This is a genomic window from Bacteroides sp. 1001302B_160321_D4, assembly GCF_015667765.1.
GTDB classification, from domain to species: domain Bacteria; phylum Bacteroidota; class Bacteroidia; order Bacteroidales; family Bacteroidaceae; genus Bacteroides; species Bacteroides xylanisolvens.
This window is the reverse complement of record NZ_JADPLO010000005.1, coordinates 56,168-76,232: the sequence shown is the minus strand read 5'-3', so window position 1 is coordinate 76,232 and position 20,065 is coordinate 56,168. Positions and strand designations below refer to the sequence as shown.

The 20,065-nt window shown below is 43.2% G+C and carries 19 protein-coding genes; 11 read left to right on the top strand and 8 right to left on the bottom strand.

Going from position 1 to position 20,065, the window contains the following annotated elements; genetic code table 11:
- Positions 1 to 63: 63 nt before the first annotated feature.
- Both KFO40_RS03260 and KFO40_RS03255 read left to right on the top strand, forming a co-directional pair.
- Positions 64 to 1,380 (top strand): pyridoxal phosphate-dependent aminotransferase, encoded by a 1,317-nt coding sequence (locus tag KFO40_RS03260; RefSeq protein WP_074557232.1) that lies wholly within the window; start codon positions 64 to 66, stop codon positions 1,378 to 1,380.
- A gap of 94 nt (positions 1,381 to 1,474) precedes the next feature.
- Positions 1,475 to 2,065: a YqgE/AlgH family protein gene (locus KFO40_RS03255; RefSeq protein ID WP_087321857.1), complete on the top strand. Its 591-nt coding sequence runs from the start codon at positions 1,475 to 1,477 to the stop codon at positions 2,063 to 2,065.
- A 4-nt stretch (positions 2,066 to 2,069) separates the two neighbouring features.
- On the opposite strand, the gene KFO40_RS03250 is transcribed toward KFO40_RS03255, so the two are convergent.
- Genes KFO40_RS03250 through recR form a run of 3 tightly spaced genes read right to left on the bottom strand, consistent with a single transcriptional unit; the run spans position 2,070 to position 3,705 of the window.
- On the bottom strand, positions 2,070 to 2,606 hold the full coding sequence (locus tag KFO40_RS03250; protein ID WP_004300426.1) for a GNAT family N-acetyltransferase: 537 nt from the start codon (positions 2,604 to 2,606) through the stop codon (positions 2,070 to 2,072).
- Positions 2,603 to 3,061, bottom strand: a complete 459-nt coding sequence (locus tag KFO40_RS03245; RefSeq protein ID WP_087317945.1) for a hypothetical protein — start codon at positions 3,059 to 3,061, stop codon at positions 2,603 to 2,605. Before KFO40_RS03245 ends, KFO40_RS03250 begins: the two co-directional genes overlap by 4 nt.
- Before the next feature lie 26 nt (positions 3,062 to 3,087).
- Complete coding sequence (recR, locus tag KFO40_RS03240) at positions 3,088 to 3,705, bottom strand: recombination mediator RecR (RefSeq protein ID WP_004306273.1); 618 nt, start codon at positions 3,703 to 3,705, stop codon at positions 3,088 to 3,090.
- Positions 3,706 to 3,796: 91 nt separating this feature from the next.
- On the opposite strand from recR, the gene KFO40_RS03235 reads away from it, so the two are divergent.
- The 7 genes from KFO40_RS03235 to KFO40_RS03205 all read left to right on the top strand — a co-directional run bounded on the left by KFO40_RS03235 (position 3,797) and on the right by KFO40_RS03205 (position 11,554).
- Complete coding sequence (locus KFO40_RS03235) at positions 3,797 to 5,254, top strand: sodium:solute symporter (RefSeq protein ID WP_087321862.1); 1,458 nt, start codon at positions 3,797 to 3,799, stop codon at positions 5,252 to 5,254.
- An 11-nt stretch (positions 5,255 to 5,265) separates the two neighbouring features.
- Complete coding sequence (gene yihA / locus KFO40_RS03230) at positions 5,266 to 5,871, top strand: ribosome biogenesis GTP-binding protein YihA/YsxC (protein ID WP_004315890.1); 606 nt, start codon at positions 5,266 to 5,268, stop codon at positions 5,869 to 5,871.
- Positions 5,861 to 6,484 (top strand): DUF4923 family protein, encoded by a 624-nt coding sequence (locus KFO40_RS03225; RefSeq protein WP_182422550.1) that lies wholly within the window; start codon positions 5,861 to 5,863, stop codon positions 6,482 to 6,484. Before yihA ends, KFO40_RS03225 begins: the two co-directional genes overlap by 11 nt.
- 97 nt (positions 6,485 to 6,581) lie before the next feature.
- Entirely contained in the window at positions 6,582 to 6,977 is a 396-nt protein-coding gene (locus KFO40_RS03220) for a DUF1573 domain-containing protein (RefSeq protein WP_004300420.1), read from the top strand.
- Positions 6,978 to 7,082: 105 nt separating this feature from the next.
- Complete coding sequence (locus tag KFO40_RS03215) at positions 7,083 to 9,071, top strand: OPT family oligopeptide transporter (RefSeq protein WP_004300419.1); 1,989 nt, start codon at positions 7,083 to 7,085, stop codon at positions 9,069 to 9,071.
- Positions 9,072 to 9,077: 6 nt separating this feature from the next.
- Positions 9,078 to 10,634, top strand: coding sequence for an N-acetylmuramoyl-L-alanine amidase-like domain-containing protein (locus KFO40_RS03210; RefSeq protein ID WP_118408370.1), 1,557 nt, complete (start codon positions 9,078 to 9,080; stop codon positions 10,632 to 10,634).
- Positions 10,635 to 10,636: 2 nt separating this feature from the next.
- Positions 10,637 to 11,554 (top strand): PorV/PorQ family protein, encoded by a 918-nt coding sequence (locus KFO40_RS03205; protein ID WP_117610665.1) that lies wholly within the window; start codon positions 10,637 to 10,639, stop codon positions 11,552 to 11,554.
- Here KFO40_RS03205 and lipB read toward each other — a convergent pair.
- A complete protein-coding gene (lipB, locus tag KFO40_RS03200; protein ID WP_195355625.1) occupies positions 11,511 to 12,194 on the bottom strand; it encodes a lipoyl(octanoyl) transferase LipB in 684 nt (227 codons plus the stop codon). The genes KFO40_RS03205 and lipB overlap by 44 nt on opposite strands.
- Before the next feature lie 66 nt (positions 12,195 to 12,260).
- On the opposite strand from lipB, the gene KFO40_RS03195 reads away from it, so the two are divergent.
- The gene (locus tag KFO40_RS03195) at positions 12,261 to 13,100 is read left to right on the top strand and encodes a helix-turn-helix domain-containing protein (protein ID WP_004300415.1); all 840 of its coding nucleotides are present in this window, start codon (positions 12,261 to 12,263) and stop codon (positions 13,098 to 13,100) included.
- A 177-nt stretch (positions 13,101 to 13,277) separates the two neighbouring features.
- Here the strand turns inward: KFO40_RS03195 and KFO40_RS03190 are convergent, their stop codons facing one another.
- The 4 genes from KFO40_RS03190 to KFO40_RS03175 form a co-directional block, all read right to left on the bottom strand.
- Positions 13,278 to 15,488 (bottom strand): heavy metal translocating P-type ATPase, encoded by a 2,211-nt coding sequence (locus KFO40_RS03190; protein WP_151923618.1) that lies wholly within the window; start codon positions 15,486 to 15,488, stop codon positions 13,278 to 13,280.
- 97 nt (positions 15,489 to 15,585) lie between these two features.
- The gene (locus KFO40_RS03185; protein ID WP_004300412.1) at positions 15,586 to 15,909 is read right to left on the bottom strand and encodes a heavy-metal-associated domain-containing protein; all 324 of its coding nucleotides are present in this window, start codon (positions 15,907 to 15,909) and stop codon (positions 15,586 to 15,588) included.
- A gap of 69 nt (positions 15,910 to 15,978) precedes the next feature.
- Entirely contained in the window at positions 15,979 to 18,201 is a 2,223-nt protein-coding gene (locus KFO40_RS03180) for a TonB-dependent receptor (protein ID WP_151923619.1), read from the bottom strand.
- A 124-nt stretch (positions 18,202 to 18,325) separates the two neighbouring features.
- The gene (locus KFO40_RS03175) at positions 18,326 to 18,724 is read right to left on the bottom strand and encodes a hypothetical protein (RefSeq protein ID WP_009041149.1); all 399 of its coding nucleotides are present in this window, start codon (positions 18,722 to 18,724) and stop codon (positions 18,326 to 18,328) included.
- A 196-nt stretch (positions 18,725 to 18,920) separates the two neighbouring features.
- Between KFO40_RS03175 and KFO40_RS03170 the strand changes: the two genes are divergently transcribed.
- Positions 18,921 to 20,006: a metallophosphoesterase gene (locus KFO40_RS03170; protein ID WP_004306295.1), complete on the top strand. Its 1,086-nt coding sequence runs from the start codon at positions 18,921 to 18,923 to the stop codon at positions 20,004 to 20,006.
- Positions 20,007 to 20,065: the final 59 nt, after the last annotated feature.

Here is a 20,065-nt window from a genome sequence, read left to right as displayed (position 1 = left end):
AAAAAGTGGGTTTATTAAGAATTATCGTGTACATTTGCAGCTACTAATAAAATAGAAAATAGAATGAAAAATACACCAATTGAACGACATCTGATTGATGAAACTATAAATGAGTTTCAAATTGTCGATTTTTCAAAAGCTACCATTCGGGAAGTGAAAGCTATTGCTTCGAAAGCAGAAGCTGCATCGGGAGTTGAATTTATTAAAATGGAAATGGGCGTTCCGGGACTTCCTCCTTCCGCAGTAGGTGTGAAAGCAGAAATTGAAGCGTTACAAAATGGTATTGCCAGCCTATACCCTGATATCAATGGATTGCCGGAACTGAAAAAAGAAGCGTCCAACTTTATCAAAGCATTTATTAATGTAGATTTAAATCCGGAGGGCTGTGTACCTGTCACCGGCTCAATGCAAGGCACATTCGCTTCATTCCTCACTTGCAGTCAATGCGACGAAAAGAAAGATACGATTTTATTCATCGATCCCGGATTCCCGGTACAGAAACAGCAGTTGGTAGTAATGGGACAAAAGTTCGAAACGTTTGATGTATATGACTACCGCGGAGACAAACTGAAAGAGAAACTGGAAAGCTATCTGAAAAAAGGAAATATATCAGCTATCATTTATTCGAATCCCAATAACCCCAGTTGGATTTGCCTGAAAGAGGAAGAATTGCGGATTATCGGTGAATTGGCTACACAGTATGATGTGATCGTTTTGGAAGACTTGGCTTATTTCGCCATGGACTTCCGCCAGGATTTGAGTAAACCATACCAACCTCCTTTCCAGCCATCAGTTGCCCATTATACAGATAATTATGTATTGCTGATTTCCGGTTCGAAAGCATTCAGCTACGCCGGACAGCGCATTGGAGTGAGCTGTATCTCTGATAAATTATACCACCGAAGCTATCCGGGACTGACCAAACGATATGGCGGCGGTACTTTTGGAACTGTTTTCATTCATCGCGTACTTTATGCACTTTCATCAGGAACGAGTCATTCCGCACAATTCGCCATGGCTGCCATGCTGAAAGCTGCCAACGAAGGACAATATAACTTCCTCAACGAAGTGAAGATCTATGGTGAAAGAGCACAAAAATTAAAAGAAATCTTCCTCCGCCACGGTTTCCACCTGGTATATGACAACGACTTGGGCGACCCGATTGCGGACGGATTCTATTTTACCATCGGATATCCGGGAATGACCAGCGGCGAACTGGCCAAAGAACTGATGTACTACGGAGTGAGCGCTATCTCTTTGGTTACAACAGGAAGCCATCAGGAAGGATTGCGCGCGTGTACCTCTTTTATTAAAGACCATCAGTATGCGCAACTGGATGAAAGAATGAAACTATTTGCTGAAAATCATCCGATAGCCTGATTATTTGACATGAGATATTCATAAAAGCCATTCTTAAAATGAAAAAAAACGGAAAGAGCGATTGTTATTCCGTTTTTTTTCTTACTTTAGTGGCATGAATATCGACTCTGACATATTTAAGATTCAATCGAATAATGTGTTACCATCAAGAGGAAAGATTTTAATATCTGAACCTTTTCTGCGTGACGCAACGTTTGGCAGATCCGTAATTTTACTGGTCGATCATACGGACGAAGGAAGTATGGGATTGGTTATCAACAAACAACTGCCATTATTCCTGAACGATATCATCATGGAATTCAAATATCTGGACGAGATTCCTCTATACAAGGGTGGACCTATTGCCACTGATACTTTATTTTACCTCCATACACTATCAGACATCCCCGGCTCTATCTCTATCAGCAAAGGACTTTATCTGAATGGAGATTTTGATGAAATAAAGAAATATATATTACAAGGAAATAAGATCAGCGAATGTATCCGTTTCTTCCTGGGATATTCCGGATGGGACAGCGAACAGTTGAGCAATGAAATCAGAGAAAACACATGGTTGGTGTCTGAAGAAGAAAAATCATATCTGATGAAAAACAATATCAAAGATATGTGGCGGACTGCTTTAGAGAAACTAGGCAGCAAGTACGAAACGTGGTCACGCTTCCCACAAGTGCCTACTCTCAACTAATATTTTATTTCTTAGGATTCAAACATTGGAGGAGCAATGCATCTTTGTAGCAGCCCTCCACTTGCAGCCAGTTTTTCAATAATCCGCATTGAACGAAGCCACAAGACGTGAACAGCTTTACACAAACGTCATTATCTGTCGTGACATGTGCATAAAGCTGACTTAAAGACAGAAAATCAAAAGCATATTCACAAAGCAGCTTCAATGCGTCGGTGGCATAACCTTGTTGCCGATAATCCTTATGAACGGCAATTCCGACTTCTCCCCGCGAATGAAGGGGAACGAAATCCGTAATATCAATCGTACCAAGTATACACTGGTCGGATTTGCGCACAATCATCAGACGTAATTGCTTATCCGCAAACACATCACACTGCGAACCTTCAATATATTGGCGCAACACATAACGGGAGTATGGAACCGTAAAATTACTGATGTCCCACATCGAAGGATCATTTTCCATCTCATACATTATATCCATATCTTCCGGTTCTACCGCACGAAGATAGATACGATCGTTCATCAAGAAGGACTGTCTCATAGCTTTTCTTCTTTTGCAATGTGAAGTTCGTTACGCAATCTCTTCTCGCTGGGCAGGCAGAAAAGTGACGCCGTGAGGCCAATCAGCATACAGAGGTTACCCGTACTGCTCAACGTCAGGTAGTAACACAAAAGGTTCACCACAATAGCTACTTCAAGCACTCCCAAGCGAACAATGTTCCATTGCACATATCGCTTCAAGGCAAGCGTGATAGTCATGTGATCTATCTTTTTCTTAAGCACCAAGCTAAATAATTTGAGAGAAAGAGGCACACACAAAGCAGTGAGCAAAATGCCGACCGTCTCAAAATAGTAGATAGCCGGTGCGTTATCTACCAAACCTCCTACGGGATAGAGTTCAAACTCTCCTGCCCCAAGCAAAAATGCCGGGAGCACCCAAAAGAAAACATAACTGATATTCAAATTTCTGACAGCTCGTTTTATCTGTTCTTCCATGTTCGTTCTTAAATGATTAATAATGTTTATACAGTTCCGGTAAAAAGCGTCCGGTTCACAATACTGCGTCCTAAAGTCACTTCATCGGCATATTCTAGTTCATCACCAACCGATATGCCACGGGCTATCACACTTAGTTTAACCCCTAGTTTATCCAGCTTGCGATAGATATAGAAGTTGGTAGTATCGCCCTCCATCGTGGTGCTCAATGCCAGAATAACTTCTTTGATTCCACCTTCAGCCACCCGCTGCACCAGGCTTTCAATTTGAAGGTCACTCGGTCCGACTCCGTCCATTGGAGAAATAACCCCACCCAAAACATGATAAAGCCCGCGATACTGCTGGGTTGCCTCTACCGCCATTACATCACGGATATTTTCCACCACACAGACAGTGGAAGCATCCCGTTGCGGATTAGCGCAAATCTGGCAAGTTTCAGTATCGGATATATTATGACACACTTTGCAGTATTTCACCTCACGTTTCAACGTTATGATAGAATTTCCGAAAGCTTCCACCGTAGCCGTATCCTGACGGAGCAGATGCAGAACAAGCCTCATAGCCGTCTTACGCCCGATACCCGGAAGTTTGGAAAATTCGCCGACTGCCTTTTCAAGCAGTATAGAAGGATATTGTTGGTTCATAGATAATATTTGCTGTTCTATCGATAAAACCTTGCAAAGATACAGATTATTGTTTTTAATACCTACAAAAATTGCTACCTTTGCATCTGTTATGATGATACTAGTCACTATTCTTTGCTACTTCGCGGTATTATTACTAATAGCCCGTATCACCGGACGTAAGGGCGGATCGAATGCAGCGTTCTTCAAGGGAGAGAACCAATCACCTTGGTATATAGTCTCTTTTGGAATGATTGGCGCCTCTATCTCCGGAGTCACTTTCGTCTCTGTACCGGGAATGGTGCGCGGAATGGATATGACGTATATGCAAACGGTACTCGGATTTTTCTTCGGATACATGGCCGTAGCCCATATCTTACTTCCTTTATATTATAAGTTGAATCTGACAAGTATCTACGGATATCTCGGCACCCGCATCGGGATGCGTGCCTATCGCACCGGTTCCTTTTTCTTTCTGCTGTCACGCATGTTGGGAACCGCAGCCAAACTTTATCTGGTATGCCTCATTCTCCATACGTATGTATTTCAGGAAATGCACGTTCCCTTTTGGCTGATTGCTGTCGGTTCGGTTGCATTGGTATGGATATATACTCATAAAAGCGGAATAAAGACCATCGTGTGGACAGATACCTTACAAACATTTTGCCTGATTGCCGCTCTGATTTTTATCATCTATTTTACGATCCAAAGATTAGACCTTAATTTCAGCGGCATTGTGCAAACAATCCAAAACAGCGAACACAGCCGTATTTTTGTATTTGACGACTGGATATCCCGACAGAACTTCTTCAAACAGTTTTTCAGTGGTATCTTCATCGTCATCGTAATGACCGGACTGGATCAGGATATGATGCAAAAGAATCTTTCTTGCCGGAACCTCCGGGAAGCACAAAAAAACATGTACTGCTACGGTTTCTCATTCATTCCGCTAAATTTCCTTTTTCTATGCTTGGGAATTCTATTGATAGCGCTAGCGGGACAGATGCAACTCGAACTGCCAGCCATGAATGATGATATACTGCCCATGTTTGCAGCCCAAGGTTATCTGGGACAATCCGTATTGGTACTTTTTACAATCGGCATTATCGCAGCAGCTTTCAGCAACTCGGATTCCGCCCTGACAGCCATGACAACCAGTGTATGCGTAGACCTGCTGAATACGGAAAAAGACACAGAAGAAACGGCACGTCGCAAAAGAGGCAAAGTGCATTTATCGTTATCAGTCTTATTGGCATTCTTCATCTGCCTGGTAGAAATACTCAATAATAAGAGTGTTATTGACGCCATATATATCATCGCCTCCTACACATACGGCCCCCTGCTCGGAATGTTTGCTTTCGGACTTTTTACACGCAGACAAACGAACGACCGGTGGGTTCCTCTCATAGCCATCTTTTCACCCCTGCTCTGCTATCTTGCCGACTGGTGGATTGGAAAAGAAACCGGATATAAATTCGGTTATGAATTGCTAATGTTAAATGGAACGCTTACCTTTGCGGGGTTAATCTGCATGTCTAAAAAAGGGAAAAACGATGTTACAAAGAAATAAATGACAAGAAAATGGAAATAACAAGTGCTGAATTTGTGATTAGCAATACGGACGTGAAGAAATGCCCGGCCGGCATTTTCCCGGAATATGCCTTTATAGGCCGTTCGAATGTGGGAAAATCGAGTCTTATCAATATGTTGACCAGCCGTAAAGGTCTGGCCATGACCTCTTCTACTCCGGGAAAAACGATGTTAATCAACCACTTCCTTATCAATAAGAATTGGTATCTCGTCGACCTTCCGGGATATGGCTATGCCCGACGCGGACAAAAAGGGAAAGACCAGATACGCACCATAATCGAAGATTATATCTTGGAACGGGAACAAATGACCAACCTCTTTGTCCTGATAGACAGCCGGCTGGAACCTCAAAAAATAGACCTCGAGTTTATGGAATGGCTGGGCGAGAACGGTATCCCCTTCTCTATCATCTTTACCAAAGCCGACAAGCTAAAAGGTGGACGTTTAAAAATGAATATCAATGCCTATTTACGTGAGTTGGGCAAACAATGGGAAGAGCTCCCTCCTCACTTCGTATCTTCCTCGGAAGACCGCACAGGACGTGTTGATATACTCAACTACATAGAAAACATAAACAAGGATCTCAATGTTAAATGAAAGAAGAATGAAAATGAAAAAGAGTTTTTTACCTATTGCCTTTATAGCAGTATTTATGCTAATGGCAACTAACAGCCAGGCGCAATCATGGTCCGACTTATTAAATAAGGACAACATTTCAAAAGTAGTAAATGCCATCACCGGAACCACCGAATCTATCGACATGACCGGAACATGGAGCTACAAAGGTTCGGCGGTAGAGTTCGAATCGGATAACTTACTAATGAAAGCAGGCGGAGCTGCCGCAGCCACTATGGCTGAAAATAAGCTGAACGAACAATTAAGCAAAATAGGTATTAAAGACGGCCAGATGAGTTTCACTTTCAATGCCGACAGTACTTTCACCAGCACGGTGGGCAAGAAAACATTGAAAGGCACTTACTCCTACAATGCTTCAACCAAACAAGTTGATTTGAAGTATTTGAAACTTCTGAATCTGCACGCTAAAGTAAATTGCAGTTCCAGCTCACTGGAGTTACTGTTCAACTCGGACAAACTGTTGAAATTAATGGCTTTCATCGGTAGCAAAAGTAGCAGTACCGCACTGAAAACAGTTAGTTCACTGGCCGAAAATTACGATGGAATGATGCTCGGATTCCAGCTCTCAAAATAGCAAAAGAGAATCATTTAATACTATTTCGCACTCCATAAAGTATATTTTAGGGGAAAAGCATTATTTTTGTCGTTTGTAATCAAAAAGAGAAGGAAAAATGAAAAAGATACTTTTTTTAATGACCCTGTTAGTAATGGGCGTAAGCTTTGCATTTGCACAAACAAATGCAGATATCAAGTTTGACAAAACAACTCACGATTTCGGTAAGTTTTCTGAAAACAGCCCGGTTGTCAGTTGCACATTTACCTTTACTAATATCGGCGATGCCCCGCTGGTGATCCATCAGGCTGTAGCCTCTTGCGGATGTACAGTACCCGAATATACAAAGGAGCCCATCATGCCGGGCAAAAAGGGAACAATCAAGGTGACTTATAACGGAACAGGCAAATATCCGGGACATTTCAAAAAATCAATCACCTTGCGTACCAACGCCAAAACAGAGATGGTAAGATTGTATATCGAAGGCGATATGACAGCAAAAGATGCAAAGTAGGAAAAAATAGACTATTACATAAAGGAGAATCTTTCGGTTCTCCTTTTTTTTTGTTTACTTTGAGGACGGAAATGTAAATTAACACATTAGCAAATTATAAAAACTATGAAACAAGAAGAAGACAAATTCACCGGGTTACCCGAGAATGCGTTCAGAGAGTTGAAACCCGGGGAAGTGTACAACCCGTTGATGGGTCCCTCTAAAAATTATCCGGAAGTTAATATCTGGTCAGTAGCATGGGGTATTGCCATGGCAATCCTTTTTTCGGCCGCCGCTGCCTATCTGGGGTTGAAGGTCGGACAGGTATTTGAAGCAGCTATTCCAATTGCGATCATTGCCGTAGGAGTTTCCGGAGCTGCCAAAAGAAAAAATGCGTTGGGCGAAAATGTGATTATCCAGTCTATCGGAGCTTGTTCCGGAGTAATCGTTGCCGGAGCGATCTTCACCCTCCCCGCTCTTTATATTCTCCAAGCTAAATATCCCGAGATGACGGTTACCTTCATGCAGGTATTCATCAGCTCTTTATTGGGTGGCGTATTAGGTATTCTATTCCTGATTCCTTTCCGTAAATACTTCGTCAGCGACATGCATGGAAAATATCCTTTCCCGGAAGCAACAGCCACTACACAAGTGTTGATTTCCGGAGAAAAAGGCGGCAGCCAGGCCAAACCATTATTGATGGCAGGTATGATCGGCGGATTATATGACTTCATCGTAGCGACATTCGGATGGTGGAACGAGAACTTTACCACCCGTGTTTGCAGTGCCGGAGAAATGCTGGCAGAAAAGGCGAAATTAGTATTCAAGGTAAACACCGGTGCCGCTGTGCTTGGTTTGGGATATATCGTCGGACTGAAATATGCTTCCATCATTTGTGCCGGTTCACTGGCTGTGTGGTGGATTATCATTCCGGGAATGTCTGCTATCTGGGGTGACAGTGTACTGAATGCATGGAATCCGGAAATTACCTCTACCGTAGGTATGATGAGTCCGGAAGAAATATTCAAATATTATGCCAAGAGCATCGGTATCGGTGGTATCGCTATGGCGGGTGTGATCGGTATTATCCGTTCCTGGAGCATCATCAAGAGCGCTGTCGGGCTGGCAGCCAAAGAGATGGGCGGTAAAGGGAACGTAGAGAAAAGCATTATCCGTACACAACGGGATCTTTCCATGAAGATTATCGCTATCGGTTCTATCATCACACTGATATTAATCGTATTATTCTTCTATCTCGATGTCATGCAAGGGAATCTGTTGCATACATTGGTAGCCATTGTTTTGGTTGCCGGCATCTCTTTCCTGTTCACCACAGTAGCAGCTAATGCCATTGCGATTGTTGGTACTAATCCGGTTTCGGGAATGACATTGATGACACTGATATTGGCTTCCGTAGTGATGGTAGCTGTCGGACTGAAAGGTCCTTCGGGCATGGTTGCCGCATTGGTTATGGGTGGTGTAGTATGCACCGCGCTGTCGATGGCAGGAGGTTTTATCACCGACTTGAAGATTGGTTACTGGCTCGGAAGTACGCCTGCCAAACAGGAAACATGGAAGTTCTTGGGAACAATCGTATCGGCTGCAACAGTAGGCGGTGTAATGATTATCCTGAATAAGACATACGGATTTACAAGTGGCGCACTGGCTGCTCCGCAAGCAAATGCGATGGCAGCCGTGATCGAACCACTGATGAGTGGTGTAGGTGCACCCTGGTTGTTATATGGCATTGGGGCTGTCTTAGCAATTATTCTGACTCTTTGTAAAATTCCTGCATTAGCTTTCGCATTGGGTATGTTTATTCCATTGGAACTGAATGTGCCGCTGGTAGTGGGTGGAGCAGTGAATTGGTTTGTTACAACACGTAGCAAAGATGCATCTCTGAATACGGAAAGAGGTGAAAAAGGAACCTTACTGGCATCCGGTTTCATTGCCGGAGGTGCATTGATGGGAGTAATCAGTGCCGCGATGCGCTTTGGTGGAATCAATCTGGTTAATGAGGCATGGTTGAACAATACTTGGTCAGAAGTGTTGGCATTAGGAGCGTATGCCTTATTGATTCTTTACTTTATAAAGGCTTCAATGAAAGTTAAATAAATAATTATGAGGAGACTATTATCCATTATAGTATCGCTTGTAACTGCCATATCATTTGCGCAGCAGCCCGTCGAGCTACCTTTGTGGCCCGACGGTGCTCCCAACTCCAGCGGACTAACCGGAGAAGAGCAGGAAACGCGCCCTCATTTTGTCACGAATGTCACACAACCCACCCTGACGGTCTACCATCCGGAAAAGCCGAATGGAATGGCTATTATCATGTGTCCCGGAGGCGGGTATCGTGGACTGGGTATGGATGGAGAGGGGTATGATATGGCTCCCTGGTTCTGCGGACAAGGTATTACCTATATGGTATTAAAATACCGGATGCCGAACGGACATTGGGAAGTCCCCGTATCAGACGCCGAACAAGCCATTCGCATGGTACGTCAACATGCCAAAGAATGGAATGTCAATCCTTACAAGGTAGGATTAATGGGAGCCTCTGCGGGAGGGCATTTAACTGCTACACTCGCCACTCATTATAATTCGGAAACACGTCCGGACTTTCAGATATTACTTTATCCGGTGGTTACAATGATGCAAGTCACCCGTGGAAATACAAGAGCTGCATTGCTCGGTAAAAATCCAACAATGGAACAAATACAGAAGTTCTCTGCCGAATTGCAAGTAACGCCCGATACTCCACAAGCATTTATCGCTCTTACCTCCGACGACCCTTCCGTAGCACCTTATCACGGAGTAAACTATTACCTCGCTTTACAAAAAAATAAAGTTCCGGCAACTCTCCATGTTTATCCTACCGGAGGACATGGCTGGGGATTTCAGGATCATTTTAAATATAAGCAACAATGGACACAGGAATTGGAGAAATGGTTGCGCGACGGCGTTGTATTCCCGGAAAACCCCGAACCCATGTTACGAATCGGAAAATCTTACCTGGGAACTAAATACGTGGCTAACACATTAGATCAAGACGGAGAAGAATCATTAGTGATCCGGACTGATGCCGTAGATTGCCTCACTTTCGTAGAATACACATTGGCACAGGCACTCGGTTCTTCCTTTGCCGACAATCTGCAAAAAATACGTTATCGGGACGGCATCATCAACGGATATCCTTCCCGGTTACATTATACTTCCGAATGGATTGAGAACGGAATCCGCCACGGATTCCTCACCGACATTACTGCCAAAAACAGTGCACATACCCAGAAAATCTCTCTTTCATATATGTCTACCCATCCCAAGCAATATAAAAAATTGGCTGATTCGCCGGAAAATGTACGACAAATGGCCGAATATGAAAAAGCAATCTCCGGAAAAGTCGTACATTGGTTGCCGAAAAGCGAACTGCCGGAAGCCGGATTGCCCTGGATCATGAATGGAGACATTATTGCTATTACAACGAAGATGCCCGGACTGGACATTGCTCATGTAGGAATAGCAGAATATAAAGAGGGAAAACTGCACCTGCTGCACGCTTCTTCTACATTGGGAAAAGTAGTTGTCAGCGATGAACCTCTCAATCACATGCTAAACAACAATAAATCGTGGACAGGCATACGTGTTGTCCGGATGTCTCACTCTAAAAATAACTGATTATGAAACGAGTAAAACATTTCCTTCTCGCCTCGTGCTTATTCCCCACTTTGCTGGGAGCACAAGAAATGGCAAGCGCCTATTTTCTGGAACTTACTCCAGACGCCCAATCGGCAGGTATGGCAGGTACAGGATTAGCTACCACCGATAACGGTAGTACAGCTATTTTTCATAATGCTTCTACCATCGCTTTCTCACAAGAAGTGATGGGTGCGAGTTATTCATACGCTAAGATCAACCAAGATTATGCGCTACATAGCGCCTCTCTTTTCTACCGGATCGGAAGGGAAGGCATACATGGATTTGCTGTAGGTTTCCGGCATTTCAAAGATCCCAAGGTGCTCGATTACCGCCCTCACGCATGGGACTTAGAAGCTGCTTATTTCAGAAATGTAGCCAAAAATCTGTCTCTTTCATTAACGTTCAGATACCTGCAAGCCAAAGCCGCGGAAAGCGCAGACAGCAAGAATAGCGTTTGTCTGGACTTCGGCGCGACCTACTATCGCAATATGGCTCTATTGGACGAAATGGCTTCCTGGAGCATTGGTTTCCAAGCTGCCAACTTAGGTAAAAAGCTGGACGGACAAAAATTACCCGCCAGATTAGGATTGGGAGGTACAATCGACCTGCCATTCAGCATAGAAAACCGTTTGCAAGTGGCTCTCGACTTCAACTATCTGCTCCCCTCTGAAATCCGTCATCTCCAGGCTGGCATAGGAGCTGAATATAATTTCCTGAAATATGGTGTTGTCCGTGCGGGATATCATTTCGGAGACAAAGACAAAGGAGCGGGCAACTACGGCACCCTAGGCTGCGGAATAAACTTCTGGCCGATACGTGCAGACTTCTCATACGCCTTGGCTGATAAAGATTGCTTTATGCGCCGCACCTGGCAACTGGGAGTTGGAATAGTTTTCTAAGCTCCTCTTCGAGGCGTTGCTTCACTTCGTCCATCGGCACATCGTGCTTTAATTCCTGACGAAGAGAAGTGACGCCTTTATCTATAAATCCGCAAGGGTGGATATAACTGAAATAACGTAAATCGGTATTCACATTCAGAGCCAGTCCATGCATCGTGACATAATGGCTGCTCCTCACTCCGATAGCACAAATCTTACGCGCACGAGGCGTATCACCTTCCAACCAGACTCCTGTCGCTTTCTCCAAACGTCCGGCCTCAATGCCATAAAAAGCACATACCCGAATCACCGCTTCTTCCAGCAAATGCACGTACTCTTTCAATCCTAACTGAAATTCTTCCAGGTTTAATATCGGATAACATACCAATTGTCCCGGACCATGATAAGTAATGTCCCCTCCCCGATCAATATGATAAAGGGTGGCATCAATTGCTTTCAGTTGTTCATCACTCAACAACATATTATTTTCTTTCCCGCTACGTCCTAATGTATAAACATGGGGATGTTCGCACATCACAATACGGTTTTCATAACTCTCGCCCTGAACTTTTGCCCGGACAATGTTATCAAACCATTCTGTTTGCCGTTGCCATGCTTCGGCGTATGGTATCAAATTCCAATCAATAAAAACTGTTTTCATAAAAACAAAGGTAAGAAATAAAAAGAAAATGCGTACATTTGTTGGCCTAATATAACACACACAACTATGAAAATGGACTTTCCACAGGTAGACTTGCCTACCGAAGTATTAGCATGGACGAATGTAACAGAAGACATTCTCAATATTTACAAGCAATCTTGTCGGTTGCAAGCATGTATTGTTGCCATCTGTACCGAAGGTTCGATGAAAGCCTCCATCAATCTGCTTGATTACGAAATTCACCCCAATGACTTAATAACATTATTGCCGGGAACAATCATTCAGTTTCGGGAGAGAACAGAAAAAGTATGCCTTTGTTTTGCCGGCTTCTCTGCTCATTGTGCCGGACGGATCAATCTCATGAAGAATATTGGTAACGCATATCCCAAACTGATAGAACAGCCGGTAGTTCCTCTTAATGAAGAAGTAGCCAGTTATCTGAAAGACTATTTTGCTCTATTATCACGGGCCAGTTGCAATGAGAACTTCGAAATGGATTCTGAATTGGTCGAATTGTCTCTTCAGACCATCCTGACAAGCATACGACTGATATATCATAAATTTCCGGGAGAAAACAGCAGTTCGAACCGCAAAAAGGAAATCTGCCGGGAACTGATTCAAGCCATCACCGAGAATTATAAAAATGAACGTCGTGCACAGTTCTACGCAGATAAATTAGGTATATCTCTTCAACATCTAAGCACGACTGTGAGACAAGTGACAGGTAAAAGTGTTTTGGATACCATTGCTTATATCGTTATCATGGATGCTAAAGCCAAACTGAAAGGTACCAATATGACTATCCAAGAGATAGCATATTCTCTAAACTTCCCCAGTGCCTCTTTCTTTGGCAAATATTTCAGAAGATATGTAGGAATGACACCATTGGACTTTAGAAACAGATAATTTTCACGAAGAACGATAGAAAACATAAATGGTGAGTTGTAAAACAATGAACGGTGAATAAATTGCGTATTATCCGCAAAGTATTCACCGTCTATTATTTACATTCGCTGTTCATAAATAACAGCTTGCCATTCATCGTTTACAGCTTACAGGTTCCTGTCTTTTATAGTTCATTTCTCATTTTCGTCCCAAGCTCAACGAATTGAGCACTACGCTCACGCTGGAAAACGCCATTGCGGCACTTGCCAGCATCGGATTCAACAGCAAACCATTCAGCGGGAACAAGATACCGGCAGCAATTGGAATACCGATCAGGTTGTAAATAAACGCCCAGAAAAGATTCTGATGAATCAGTTTGACCGTCTGCTTTGACAACTGGAAGGCTTTAGGAAGCAGCAACAAGTCCGATGTCATCAAAGTCACCATAGCCACGTCCATAGCAATATCAGTTCCTTTTCCCATAGCAATGCTGACGTCAGCCAATGCCAGTGCCTGCGAATCATTGATACCATCGCCCACCATCGCAACCTTCTTTCCCTGCATTTGAAGCTCACGCACAAATTCGGCCTTATCGTCCGGTAGAGCGTCGGCAACAAAACGTTCGATTCCTAAACGGGAAGAAACGGCTAATGCAGTCCGTTGCCCGTCACCCGTCAGCATACAGATGTCAATCCCTTGACGTTTCAGTTCTTTCACCGCTTCGGCAGAAGTAGCCTTTATCGGGTCGGAAACAGCAATGATAGCCAATAATTCGTTTTCACGTCCAAAGTAAATGATGCCGTTACCGTCCGATTCATAGTGAACCAGCATTTCAGCCATCACATCACTTACTGTCGCACTGAAATCTTTTAGGAGTTTATGACTGCCTACCCAGTAAGTATGTCCCTCATACGAGGCTTTAATTCCTTTTCCCGTAATGCTTTCAAAGCTATCCAACACGGCAGGTTTTATTTTTTCTTCGTCCTGAAGCGCAGAGACAATAGCGCCGGCAAGCGGATGCTCCGATTTCATTTCCGCAGCTAAAAGTACATCTTTGAAATGTGGTTCCTGCGACTGCGCCCATAACCATCCGGTAGCTGTAGGATGCCCTTCAGTCAGTGTTCCCGTCTTATCCAGTACAACGACATCTACTTTGCGCATTTGTTCCAAAGCCACTGCATCTTTAATCAGAATATGCTGGCTGGCAGCTTTGCCTATACCCACCATCAATGCAGTAGGTGTAGCAAGTCCCAAAGCACATGGACAAGCAATGACAAGAACAGAAACAGCCGACAAAATACCATAAGAGATATATTCACTACCACCAATGGCGACCCACAATACAAATGTCAGAATAGCAATGCCCAACACGACAGGTACAAAAATCCCCGTAATACGATCGACAATGCGTTGCACGGGAGCTTTGCTGCCCTGTGCTTCCTGCACCATAGCGATAATACGGGCAAGCACGGTTTCGCTGCCTACCTGTGCGGCACGAATGATAAATGAACCACGCTGGTTGATCGTTCCTGCCAATACCTTATCACCTTTCTTCTTTTCTACCGGAACCGGTTCACCGCTAATCATACTCTCATCGACATACGAGTCGCCTTCGGAAAGCTGACCGTCCACAGGTATTTGCTCTCCCGGACGTACAACCACCAAATCACCTACCTGAAGTTTTTCAATCAAGATCTCCTCCTCCACTCCATTGCGCAGAACACGAGCCGCTTTAGGCTGCATTCCCATCAACTTACGAATGGCTGTTGAGGTATTTCCTTTGGCACGTTCCTCCATCAACTTTCCGGTAAGAACGAAAGCGATAATCACCGCAGAAGCCTCATAATAGACATGCGGTTCCAATCCGCGGTCATACCAGAATTCGGGAAAGAAAGTGTTGAACAGACTGAACAGAAAAGCAATGGAAGTACTAAGCGCAACCAAAGTATCCATATTACTCCGTCCTAATTTAGCCTGTTTCCAGGCTCCGGTGAAGAAACCACCTCCGAAAAAGACCATAACAGGGATAGCAAGTACCATTTGAATCTCATTAGAATATGGCACATGCATCAGTATCATGGAATATACCAATAACGGTACTACCAAAATCCACGCACCAATCACCTTCCACTTCAAACGAGTGTAACGCTTATGCTGTTCCTCTTCCCGGCGTTCTTCTTTGTGGGCTTCTTCCACAATCAGATCATAACCTGCCGCAAGCACAGCCGCACGAATCTCTCCGGGAGTCAGCTGCTCTTTCTCATAAGAAACGGTCAATGTATTGGTAGCAAAATTAACGGAAGCCTCAATGACTCCCGGCAATTTTTTTACTGTTTTTTCTACATTATTGGCACATCCTGCACAATGCATATTAAGCACAGGAAATGCCTTTTTTGTTGTGTTACCCATATAATTATTGTTTACGGTCTTCCCCTCCTCTCAAAAAGAAGTTGGGGAAGAACCCTTGTTTGTTTATAGAAACAAGCTAATACAGGTATTTGTTCAATTACTTCTTATCAGCCTTCTGATCGTCTTTCTTTGTTTCTTTTACAAATTCGGCTTCATAACTGAACTTATTAAATCCTGCCTGCAACTTCTTTACATTCGTTTTTTCAGCGTCATACGTAATGGTTACCATTTTCGTTTTTACTTCGGTCGAAATATCCTTCAGCCCTTTCTCAAAACGCATATTGTCCTTTACTTTCTTTTCGCATTTCTCACAGTGCATCTGCGACACTTTAAATACAACAACACGAATATCTTTTGCCAATACAGCTGTTACACTCAAAAGAGCCACCACGCAAGTGGCCATCCATCTTTTTGTTCTCATTTTTCTTATCAGTTTAAAATTAATATTCTTTATTATGCGATCGTTTCTTTCATTCGCTATTTCCTGCTTTTACTCACTATTTCTAGCTAAGTTAAAACGTATTCCGATATATCCTTTTGCTCCGTGCACCGGTCCCCAAATCATGGTAGAATCAAAGTTGTTCCCCCAGGGATTTGCCGCATCGATAATCGGATTCTTTTGTTTGAAATTTGTCAGGTTCTCGCCTCCTAGGTAGATAGACCAACGACGGAAGTAACGGGTCACCTGTAAACTCAACTGTTCAAAACTGCCATAACGACGTTCCCAAGACAACTGTCCGTCTCCCAACTCATAAGGAGTAGGCATCCTGCCACCGCCATTCAGTTGCAGTGTAGCGTCAAACTGCCATATTCCCAGCAGAGTTTGGTAAGAAGCCGTGAGTAGTCCTTTATATTTGCTGGTCAGCGGTTTCTCCATTCGTTCACCTTTGTAGGTCGTTTTTGCATCCGTGAGCCGGTAAGCACCTGTCAGGGTGAATCCTTTGAAAAAAGGATAACTTGCTTCCACCTGGAACACATGCGAATAAGAACGTCCATCCAAATTGTAGAAAGCTACTTCATGAGGGTTGCTATCCATGTCGACTATCACTTGTTTCAGGAAATCCGTATAATAGTATTCCGCATTCACATTCAGCGTTTTGCCGAATATAGGGATATAAGTAGAGACGCTGGCACCGTAGTTCCACGCTTCTTCCATATCCAGGTTCTTTGCTATTTCCACCTTACGACTGCTGGAAAGCAGGTAGTTGTTTTCTGCCAACACATGATTGGTACGGTACCCTTTTCCGGCAGAAAGACGGAAATTCACATATTCATTCGGATTGTATTTAAGATGCGCACGCGGAGTCACGAAGAAACCATGTTCGTTACTGTAATCACCACGCAGACCGGCCATTACCATCCATTTATCATTCAGGTTCAACGTATATTGCACGTAAGCACCGGGAACAGCTTCCTTTTCAAAGGCTTTGAGAGGATTGTCCGTCGTATTTTCCAAACGGTAATGTTGGTCATAAGCGTCATAATTGAAGCTCAATCCAGCGGAGAAACTATTTTGCGGATTAAATTCCGTTTCAAACATCAGCGAAGCATAGACGTTGGTTTGATCCACATTATACAGTTTGCGTCCATACGTAGCATCCTGATTGTGTAAAGTGGTGGAAAGAATCAAAGCCAGGTTCGTATTCTTCTCCTTATTAAAGATATAGGCATTCTTGGTGAAGAATTCATAGCGCTCCGTATCGATCCCTACTTTATACAGGTCACCGGAGTGCATTGTCCCTCCGTGATTGACCTGTCCGCTGGTACGTGTTTCAGAAAGGGCTTTGATACCTGCCTGGAAAACATAATGGTCGCCCATGTATGCCCACCGGTTCCACACATTATACTGTTCTACCTGCGGAATATCCACAAATCCGTCATCGTTGCCATCATGCGCCTTGGTCTCATTTTCGTAATGCACCAGCAGAGAAGTGCTCCATCGTTTGGAAAGTTTCAATGTAGCGTCCGCATTGGCTTCATACCGGTTGGTAGTGCTTGCAAAAAGATTGGCAGACACCCAGTCAGCTTCCGGCAACTGCGGTTTCTTAAATTCTACGTTTATCTGTCCTGTGATGGCTTCATAACCATTCTTCACCGAAGATGTTCCTTTGGAAACCTGTATACTCTGCATCCACGGACCGGGGACATATCCCAATCCATAAGGAGCGGCGGCTCCCCGATAATTCGGAATGTTCTCCGTCAACATCTGCACATAGGTGCCGGACAGCCCCAACAATTTAATTTGTTTGGCTCCTGTTGCCGCATCGGAATAACTCACATCTACTGAAGGGTTCGTCACAAAACTTTCACCCAGATTACAACAAGCGGCTCTACTCAATTCGGCACTGCTTATCATGTCTTCGTTCATCACGCTACTGCGCAATTTCATCGTTCCCAGTTTACGAGTGACAATATTTACTTCATTCAGTTCCACTCCATCACGAAGCACAATATCCAGTTGTTGATTTTTACTGCTCACATGAATCGTGTCATTCTGAAAACCGATAAAGCTGACAATCAGCATGTGGCTTTTGGAAGGTTTAGTGATAGAAAAACTACCATCCTCTTTGGTTGTCACTCCTTGTCCTGTATTCATCCAGAACACATTGGCACCCGGAATAGCCTCCCCGGTACTATCTTTCACTGTTCCCCGTACTTGCGCATATATATTGCCGGCAAATAACAGGAACAGTCCTATTATCATATATTTCATTCTTTCTAAAGTTACTTTCGAGATACAAAATTAATTCATTTCTCATGCAACTTAGTTGCATTCAGTGCTGCTTTACTTTCATGTTCTATTGAAAGCAAAGGATTAAATAAGAAAGAAATAGTGGCTAAATAATGTAGGTGGAATATAACGCCAGCTTCTGCCTCGAGCAGAGAGGTGGCGGAGAGGTCAGACTATCAAATTCTACCGGTTTATCCGCATAGGTCGGAGTCAGCAGATAGCAGAAATGCTCACATAAAAGATCGACTGCCAAAACTGATACGGTCAGTTCCGTAGAGTGTTTCATCAGGTCGAGCTTATAAATCGTAACCGTACAACCTTTTTCTTTGCAGTTTTTCTTTGAATCGCAAGTATGAGACTTTTTACACTTCGGACAGCCTGAATCACAGCAACTCTGCACTGTCTCACAACGGGCACAGCAATAACGCACAATAGAGACTCCGCCTCCTGAATAGATAATCAGGAGAGAAAGGATAAGTGCTGTTATGTAGGCTAGTTTTTTCATTTCAGAGGACAAAGATAAGAATAAAAACAGATTTTCCTATAATTTTTCGTAATTAAGATTCAATCAATCCGATACAGACACATTCTCTTTCCTTTATTTGGCTATTTTAGAGTCATATCAGCACTATTAACTCTTTTTACTCAACAATAAAACCTATCTTTGCCCCAATAAATTCTCTGATTTTTAAGTAAACGCTATGCTTACATATTTACTCATCATTATCACTCTTTATCTGGCAGGTAATGCCTACATATTTATCAGAGCAAAGCAAGCTCTGAAAGTTAAATCTCTCGGAGTAAAAATATTCCTGACCGTTTTATTCTGGATATGTGCTTTATCCTTTTTCGGCACGATGCTAACTCGTAACCTTGAGATGCCTGTCTTTATCTCCCATTCAATGTACACCATTGGAACAAGTTGGTTGATATTTACTCTATACATGGCATTATTCTTGCTTTTGTTTGATATCTTGAAATTATTCAAAGTTGTCTACAAATATAGGTTCTATCTGTCTTTAGTGTTCACGTTGGGATTGCTGGGATGTGGGGTATATAACTATCATCACCCGGAAACCAATGTAGTCAGCATTTTAACCAATAAACGATATGAAGATACTCCCCAAGCAATTAAAATCGTCGCAATCAGCGATGTTCACTTGGGAAATGGCACAGGGAAAGCCGCATTAAAAAAATATGTGGAAATGATAAATGCGCAGCATCCCGACCTGATACTGATTAGTGGTGACTTGATTGATAATAGCGTCGTACCTCTTTATACAGAGAATATGGCGGAAGAATTAGCTAACTTGAAAGCTCCTATGGGTATCTATATGGTTCTCGGCAATCACGAATACATTAGCGGTATCGATGAAAGTATCCGATATATTAAAAGCACTCAAATACAATTATTGCGCGATTCAGTAGTTACACTTCCCAACGGCATACAACTGATAGGACGTGATGACCGTCATAACCGCAAGCGTCATTCCCTGCAAGAGTTAATGGTGAATATCGATAAAAGCAAACCTATCATTTTATTGGATCATCAACCTTTTGATTTGGAAAAAACGGAAGCTGCCGGCATCGACCTGCAATTCAGTGGGCATACACACCACGGACAAATATGGCCTATTAATTGGGTGACCGATTATATCTTCGAGCAAAGCCACGGTTATCGCCAATGGGGAAACAGTCACGTGTATGTATCTTCCGGATTGTCTCTTTGGGGACCACCCTTCAGAATAGGAACGCATAGTGAAATGGTTATTTTCAATTTTCAATGAATATTATGCAGTTTTGTCACATATGTTACAGTTTCCAAGCAATCTCTGCCCTATCTTTG